Here is a 5,508-nt window from a genome sequence, read left to right on the forward strand (position 1 = left end):
CGCGCCAGAAGGCTCCAGAGCTGTTCATTGCCATCGCCGCGCGTCTGCGCGCGAGCGGGCGCGATTTCCGCTTCATCCTCCACGGCGAGGGCGAACTCGCTCCATGGGTCGACGCACTCCTTGAGGGGGCGGGCCTCGGCGACGTCGTCCTTCGGCGTGATTCGTCCGTTCCTGTCGCTGACACCCTGGAGCAGTCTCACCTGCTTCTCGTGACCTCGCACAACGAAGGCCTGACTTTGACGACTCTTGAGGCGATCGCTCACGGTGTTCCCGTTGTCTCGACGAACGTGGGGGCGCAGCAAGACGTCATTCCCGCGGACGCGCTTCTGGCGCGCAACGTGCACCGTGCGGCTCGTGACGGTGCAGCTGTCGTCGGCGCACTCGCCGACGACGAGGACTCGCGTCGAACGCTGTGGAAGCGAGAGCGCAAGGCCGAACGTCGTCTGCTGGCGGTTCCGTCCGCCACGCAGTGGTTCTCTGAGGAAGTGCGAGCATGGTGACCGTCGCGGCTGTAGTCGTAACATTCAATCGACTTGAGAAGTTGAAGACGGTGATCGCTTCCATCGAGGAACAGAGTCATCCCGTCGAGCGACTTTTCGTCATCGACAATGCGTCGACGGACGGTACGGCTGATTATCTTCAAGGTCTAAGGACGACAGTGCCGCTCACAGTCGTATCTATGGAGAAGAACTCCGGTGGCGCCGGCGGCTTTGCGGAGGGCATGCGCCGAGGCTACGCGTCCGGAGCCGATCATGTCTGGATCATGGACGACGACTGCTATCCACAGCCGGACGCTCTGCGTGCCCTTGTCTCAGGATTCGACGGAGCCGTTGAGGAGCTCGGTGACGAGGTGCCGTTCGCATGCTCCGTTGTCACATTTACCGACGGCGCCATCTGTGAGATGAACAATCCGTTGCCGACGTGGGACTGGGGGCGTCTGCTTGTTAAAGGGCAGCAGAACGTGATGGTTACGGCGTGCTCTTTTGTTTCCGTCCTGATCCCGAGATGGGCTATCGCTCGATACGGGTTGCCCTACGCCGAGTACTTCATCTGGTTCGATGACCGGGAGTACACGTTGCGCTTGACCCGGGCGTGCCCCGGAGTTCAGGTTCTCGACAGCGTGGTCGTACACGACATGGGTGACAACAAGGGCGTGAACTTCTCCATGGTGACGTCGAGCTCGATCTGGAAATTCGAGTACGGGGTCCGCAACGAATCTTCCTACCAGTTGCACCACCGGGGGTTGCTGTACTTCTTGGAGTTCGGCGCACGCCTGGCGGTCAGTCTCCATCGTGGGCGCGTACCGCTACGTCTGCGTACACGGTTGGCTCGGAAGTTCTTCGAAGGCGTTGTCTTCAACCCTGCGGTTCAGCACGTGGTGGTTTCGCACTCATGAGTTGGGCCGAGGCAATACCCGCGGGCGCGGTGACCGCGGTGATCGCGGCGACGGCGCACGCGACTTCGATTCGAACAGTGATGAGGTCTTCCGCGCCGGTCATGATGGCCGCTACGAAAGTGAACTCTGTCGGTTTCCGACAGCGTATTGGAGCACAAGGACTCCGCGCATGGTCTGGGAGCTTGGGTTCGCTCGCAGGGAGCGTGCGTCAGGGTGCGCGCTCGTTGCAAAACATCCGGTCCACTGACCGTGACCACAGTTGCGGATCGGGCACCTCTGCTGAACGAAGAAGGCTCGTACTTTGCTGATCCCGTGGCTCACGTTCGTTCCTGTGGTCTTGCTGGCGGCCGCCGTTTTGGTCCTGCCGGGGGCGGCGCTCAGTTGGGCTCTAGGTGCGAGGGGCTTCATGAGCCTGGCGCTCAGCGCTCCGCTCTCCGTGTCCCTGGTGGCGGTTGCGTCCATCCTCGCGGGCATGCTTGGAATCCCGTGGTCGTTGTGGGACGTCCTTGCGCTCACCGCTGTCGCTGTTGCGAGCGCGCTCGCCTGGTCGCGGTGGCGCGCGTCGCTGGTCCCCCGCCCGCGCGCCCGCAGGAGGCGCGATACGAAGGAACTTGCCATAGCGTTGGGGCTGCCTTTCCTTTCCATCGGCGGCCTCATCGCGATTGCAATGAGGAGCCCTGATTACTTCTCACAGCGTTACGACAACTTCTTCCATCTGAATGCGATCCAGTACGTGATCGACACGGGAAACGCCTCCCCGTTCTGGATCGGGACGATGACATCTCCCGATGGGACGTTGCCGTTCTACCCCTCCGCTTGGCACGCTGTCGTCTCATTGGTCGTCGCCACCAGCGGGTCATCCGTGGTTGAGGGAACCAACGCTGCGATACTCGTGGTCGCAGCTGTGGTGTGGCCAGCGTCCTGCGTGTTCCTCGTACGTTCTCTGTTCGGGCGAAGCCGCGTCATGACGGTGGCGGCTGGCGTCCTCACGAGTGCCTTTACGGCGTTTCCTTATTTGCCCCTTCACTATGGCGTCCTGTACCCGCTCTTTCTGGGGCTCGCCTGCGCCCCTGTTGCCTTGGCTATCGTTTGGCAGCTGGTTCGCCCAGGAAAAGAGCCGCGACGCGCGGACACCGTGGTGGTCCTCGCACTTCTCCTGCCTGGCGTCGCTGTCGCGCATCCGGGAGCCCTGCTGGCTGTCCTCGCGCTGAGCCTGCCGATGGTTGTCGCCGCTTTCGTCCACAAAATCGTCGCGGCGCGGCCGCCCCTGCGGATTCTCTGGGGCGGGGGACTTGTGCTCTACCTCGGTGCTGGGCTCTTCGCGCTGCATGTCCTGCGACCTCCGGCGGATCAGATCTACTGGCCGACCATAGAGAGCATTCCGGCAGCGATCGGGTCCGTGGTATCGGCGGCTGTCTACGGCTATCCACTCGCGCTTCTGCCCGCGGGACTGATTGTGGTGGGAGTGTACTCCGTCATACGCCGCCCGAGCTATGGGCGCTGGGTTGCGCTCGGTTCGTCGGCTGTCGGGGCAACGCTTTATGTCATTGTCGCCGCGAGCAGCTCCGAGTCGCTGCGCAATCTGATCACTGGCCCCTGGTACAACAATGCGCCCCGCCTGGCGTCTATCTGGGTGATCGGCGCTCTGCCTATCGCCGCGTTGGGCGCTGTCGCCCTCGTGCGCTGGCTTACGCGGTCTCGCGTGATGATCAAGCTTGGCGGCCGGATGCGCGGAGGATCGACGACTGCACTGGGTATTCTCGGCGTCGCCCTGGTGGTCGCCGCGCAAGGCCCCGCTCTGCGCCAGGCGGGTGCCGATATCGCTTTCACCTACGTGCTTCGTAATGATGCTCCGATCGTGACTCCAGATGAGTATCGGTTGATGGAGGAGTTGCGGACTATCGTTCCGGACAGTGCTGTCGTTGCTGGTGATCCATATACGGGTGCCTCCTTTGCGTACGCCCTGAGTGGTCGGAAGGTTCTCATGCCACACCTCCTGATGCAGGTGTCTACGGACATGCAGCTCATCAACTCTCGCTTCTCGAAAGAGCCTGATGATCCAGCGATGTGTCGAGCGCTGATCGACACCGGCGTCAGATACGTACTCGACTTCTCTGCGGGAGGCGACTTCATGAAGAACAATGCTGACTTCAGCGGATTGGAAGGGCTCGCCGGCTCTCCGTACGTCTCACTGGCGGCGGAAGACGGGGCCGCTCGGCTCTACCGGATCACGAGCTGTGGGTTCGGCTCGTGACGTCTATCGACATCGTCATACCTTTCTGGGGAGAACCCGCTTTGCTGTACGCCGCCGTCGAGTCAGTGCGTGCTCAGACGGATGCCATGTGGCGCCTGACTGTTATCGATGACTGCTACCCCGATGAGAGCGTCCCGAAGTACTTCAGCGATCTCGAGGATGACCGAGTCACGTATCTGCGCAACGAGAAGAACGTTGGTATCACGGAGAATTTCCGACGCGCAGTCAACCTGTCGCAAGCGGACTACCTCGTCATCCTGGGATGCGATGACATGCTGCTGCCGAACTACCTCGATGTCGCGCGCGAGACGATTGCCGCAGTGCCGTCGGCAGACGTCATTCAACTCGGCGTTCAAGTCATCAACGAGAGTGGGACGGTTGTTCTTCCCCTCGTTGATCGCGTCAAGCAGCGGGTTCTTGCGCCGAGGGGTCAGGGGGTCCGGGTACTCTCCGGAGAGGAGATGGCCACCAGCCTGATCCGAGGAGACTGGCTCTATTGGCCATCCCTGCTCTTTCGCCGCGACGCCCTGAACGCGGTGGACTTTCGCGACGAGTTTCCGATCATCCAGGATCTGGCGCTGCTCATGGATATCGCGTTCGGGGGAGGAACACTTGCGTTCAACCCGTCTCTCGCTTTCTCGTACCGGCGGCACACGGAGTCCGCATCGCAGAAGACTCTGTTGGACGGCGAGCGTTTTCGGGGGGAGCGGAAGTACTACGAGCTCGCCCGTCGAATCGCGAAGCAGAAGGGGTGGAAGCGGACCGAGGCGGTGGCTCGTCGGCGTTTGATGTCGCGGCTCCATGCCATCACTCAACTGCACATCGCGTTGTTCCGCGGTACCCCGGCCGGTCTTCGATCCACCGTCGCGCACATCCTCGCACCGTGATCGTCAGGAGCTCCCTCGGCAGTACTTGATAGGGTAGGTCGCCGTGCCCAAGGTTCTCGTAGATCTTCTTTCCTATACCGGGACCAAGGGGGGAATGGAGACCTACACACGCGAGCTGTATCGTCATCTCGGCGAGCTCGATGATACGTACGAGTACATCGGGTTCGTCAGCCGCGAGGGTGCGAGCCTAGATCTTCATTGGTTTCCTGGCGCGATTTTGAGATCGGGTATCAGCGGTGAGAATCGTTTCGCGTGGGCTTGGGGAGAGCTCGTGAGCGTTGCGAGGGCGGCGCGCGCGGTAGGTGCGGATCTGGTGCACTCTCCCGCGACGCTCGGGCCACGCAAGACAGTTATGCCGACGGTGCTGACGCTGCACGACATGCTCTACTGGAGTCATCCGGAGTTTATGTCGACCCCCCTTTTCACAGGCCCCGTCAAGTGGATGGAGAAGGTCGCTGCGCAGAACGCAGAACGCATCATCACCATCAGTCCTGAGTCTGCGGATGAGATCGTCAAGTACCTCGACGTCTCGCGTGGCCGCCTCGATGTCATCCCGCTGGCGGGTGCAACCCCGATCGGAGTGGATCGCAGCCTCGCCGGGTCGGAGGGACCGCTGATCATCGCGATGGGAAACCGGCGCCCACACAAGAACTGGTCGGCCTTGTTGCACGGTCTCTCACTCCTCCCAGAGGAGGCACGTCCGCGTGTCGTCATCACGGGAGGTCGCGGGGATGACCCGCTCGCGCCAATCGTTGGGGAGCTGGGGCTGAGCCGCTGGGTCGATCTGCGAGGCTGGGTCGATGAGTCTGAAGTTCGACGTCTCTACTCCACGGCGTCAGCCCTCGCGATCCCATCTCGAGCTGAGGGTTTCTCGTTGCCAACGCTTGAAGCAATGGCGGCTGGAGTTCCGGTTCTCTTGAGCGACATCAAGGTTCACCGACTCTAGAGGATCCCCGGGACCGAGCTCGAAT

The 5,508-nt window shown here is 61.9% G+C and carries 5 protein-coding genes; all 5 read left to right on the forward strand.

Features of this window, described 5'->3' with window-relative positions:
• On the forward strand, positions 1–500 hold a 500-nt coding region (locus I5I_RS11845), incomplete at its 5' end, for a glycosyltransferase (protein ID WP_036319740.1).
• On the forward strand, positions 494–1,396 hold the full coding sequence (locus I5I_RS11850; protein ID WP_036319742.1) for a glycosyltransferase family 2 protein: 903 nt from the start codon (positions 494–496) through the stop codon (positions 1,394–1,396). The genes I5I_RS11845 and I5I_RS11850, both read left to right, overlap by 7 nt.
• A gap of 301 nt (positions 1,397–1,697) precedes the next feature.
• On the forward strand, positions 1,698–3,650 hold the full coding sequence (locus I5I_RS11855; protein ID WP_036319745.1) for a DUF6541 family protein: 1,953 nt from the start codon (positions 1,698–1,700) through the stop codon (positions 3,648–3,650).
• Complete coding sequence (locus I5I_RS11860) at positions 3,647–4,537, forward strand: glycosyltransferase family 2 protein (RefSeq protein ID WP_036319748.1); 891 nt, start codon at positions 3,647–3,649, stop codon at positions 4,535–4,537. The genes I5I_RS11855 and I5I_RS11860 overlap by 4 nt, the downstream gene beginning before the upstream one ends.
• Positions 4,538–4,580: 43 nt before the next feature.
• On the forward strand, positions 4,581–5,483 hold the full coding sequence (locus tag I5I_RS11865; RefSeq protein ID WP_148285550.1) for a glycosyltransferase family 4 protein: 903 nt from the start codon (positions 4,581–4,583) through the stop codon (positions 5,481–5,483).
• Positions 5,484–5,508: the final 25 nt, after the last annotated feature.

The sequence above is a fragment of the Microbacterium sp. B24 genome (genome assembly GCF_000333415.1).
Taxonomy (GTDB): Bacteria; Actinomycetota; Actinomycetes; order Actinomycetales; family Microbacteriaceae; genus Microbacterium.

Coding starts and splice junctions, on each gene's coding strand:
- I5I_RS11850 (WP_036319742.1), top strand. CDS start 494: ATGGTGACCGTCGCGGCTGTAGTCGTAACATTCAATCGACTTGAGAAG.